2 protein-coding genes are annotated in these 1,324 nt (G+C 72.5%); both read right to left on the bottom strand.

What is annotated here, in order from left to right:
• The coding region (locus I59_RS07490; RefSeq protein ID WP_031273281.1) for an efflux RND transporter permease subunit at positions 1 to 977 on the bottom strand (977 nt) is incomplete at its 3' end.
• Positions 978 to 1,011: 34 nt separating this feature from the next.
• Positions 1,012 to 1,324, bottom strand: a 313-nt coding sequence (locus I59_RS22745) for a DUF6518 family protein (protein WP_022903328.1), incomplete at its 5' end; no start/stop codon positions are given.

Genomic DNA, 1,324 nt, shown 5'->3' with positions numbered 1-1,324 from the left:
GCGACGTCGCCGAGCTCCGTCGGCGTGGTGGTCGTGGTGGTGGCCCCCGTCCCGGAGGCGCCGGTGGCGCCCGTGGTCCCGGTCGCGGCCGGACTGGAGGCACTGCTCCCGCCGGCAGCGCCGGTCCCGCTGGTCGTGCCGGTCGCGCCCGCCCCGCTCGTCGTGCCGGTGCCGCTGGTCGCGCCGGTCGCGCTCCCGCCCCCGGAACCGGAACCGTTCGAGCTGGAGCCGCTGCCGCTCGACGACGCCGTCAGCGGCAGCGCCTCGATGTCCTTGATCGACGCGATGCGCTCACCGGTCTGCACCGAGAGCGTCGAGCCGTCCTGGGTGATCGTGCCGCCCGGGATCAGCGTCCCGTTGTCGTCGAGCGCGTCCGAGATCGACTGCGTCGTCAGCCCCTTCGCCGCGAGCTCGTCCTCGTCCGGCGTGATCACGACCCGGCGGCCGGGGTTGCCGAACACGTCGGCCTGCCGGACCCCGTCGAGCTTCTCGAGGTCGGGGACGGCCGTCGCGTTGAGCCGGTCGACCAGTTGTTCCTGGTTCCCCGAGCCCGTGACCGCGAGCTGCAGCACGGGGAGGTCGTCGAACGAGCCGGTCACGATCTGCGTCTGCACGGTGTCCGGCAGCGACAGCGCGTTGACCGCCGTCTGGATCTTGTCCTCGGCGCTGGCGAGGTTCGAGCCGTAGTCGAACGACGCCGACACCACGCTCTGCCCGGTCGACGAGGTCGCGCTCGTCGACTCGAGGTTCGGCACCACCTGGATGGCCTGCTCGATCTTCGTCGAGACGTCGTTCGAGACCACCTCCGGCGTCGCTCCCGGGTAGGCGCTGACGATCGCGACCTGCGGGAACTCGACGCTCGGGATGAGCTCCTGCTTCAGGCTCGTCAGCGAGATGCCACCGAAGATCGCCACCACGATCGTGACGAGCGCGATGAGGGACCGGTTCCGGATGCTGAAGACCGAGAGGAGGTGCACTGTCCGATCCTCGCAGGCCCGCGACGCTGGAGGCTCAGCCGAGCAACAGGTAGACGGCGAGGACGCCGAGGGCACCGAGCACGCCGGTCCCGAGCGCGACCACCCGCGCCGTCGCCGTCCGGGCCGAGTACACGCCGGCCACGACCACCGCGGCGCCGACGACGATCTCGATCGTCCAGAACGTCGTGCCCGTCGTCGCGGCGACCTGCAGCAGCGCCCGGACGCCCTCACCGACGAGCACGGCGCCCGTCACCCCGGCCGCCGCCGCACGCCACCACGCGGACGTCGACCGGACGGCCCAGACCACCGCGCCCGCGAGGAGCCCGGCCGGGATCCCGATGAGGACC

The organism is Curtobacterium sp. B8 (assembly GCF_000333315.1).
Classification (GTDB): Bacteria; Actinomycetota; Actinomycetes; order Actinomycetales; family Microbacteriaceae; genus Curtobacterium; species Curtobacterium luteum.
Note: the sequence above shows the minus strand (reverse complement) of the source record. Positions and strands in the feature narration are given on the sequence as shown.